The 546-nt window shown below is 47.3% G+C and carries 1 pseudogene; it reads right to left on the bottom strand.

From position 1 onward, the window contains the following. A pseudogene (gene metL, locus R7Z77_RS27815) lies at positions 1–546 on the bottom strand (bifunctional aspartate kinase/homoserine dehydrogenase II); the annotation flags it as partial.

The raw sequence follows: 546 nt of genomic DNA, 5'->3' as shown, positions 1-546 counted from the left end.
CGCAACTAGGCTTAAACCTGATTCAGTTTCAGAAACAAATTCAACTGGTGCGTGCTTCAATTTTTGGTAAAAACCAAAACAATGGTTGGCATTCTTCGTTACGCCCGCTCCGACAGCGGCCACAAGTGAATAGCCTTCTTTGAGTTTGATTTCAGCTTCAACCGCAAGATCTTGTAGATACTTCAGCGCACCTGTCGCAATCTCTGCGGTGTACGCTAAGCGTAATTTTTGCTGATCGGCTTGGGCTTCGTACGAGAGTGGCTCGAGTTGCGCACGTTGAAGAGACTTTAAAACATCACTTTGGGTTTTGTTGAAGTCATGACCATGTCTAAAGGACAATTGAATCAACAATACCTCATCCAAAGAAGTGATGATTTTCGCTCCACGCCCAGAAGCAAGTACACGCTCAATACGCGTTGAACCCGATTCAGGTTGATAACTGCACTTGAGGCTTAAGTCCATCGTGCTTTGCGCGACAGGTTGTAACGTACGGCTATGCAAAACCGGCGCTGCAAGGCGGGCCAGTTCACTCGCTTCGTCTAAGCG

It is taken from the genome of Vibrio sp. 1401, from assembly GCF_033340295.1.
The sequence above is the reverse complement of the archived record's forward strand: the minus strand, read 5'-3'. Positions and strand labels throughout refer to the sequence as shown.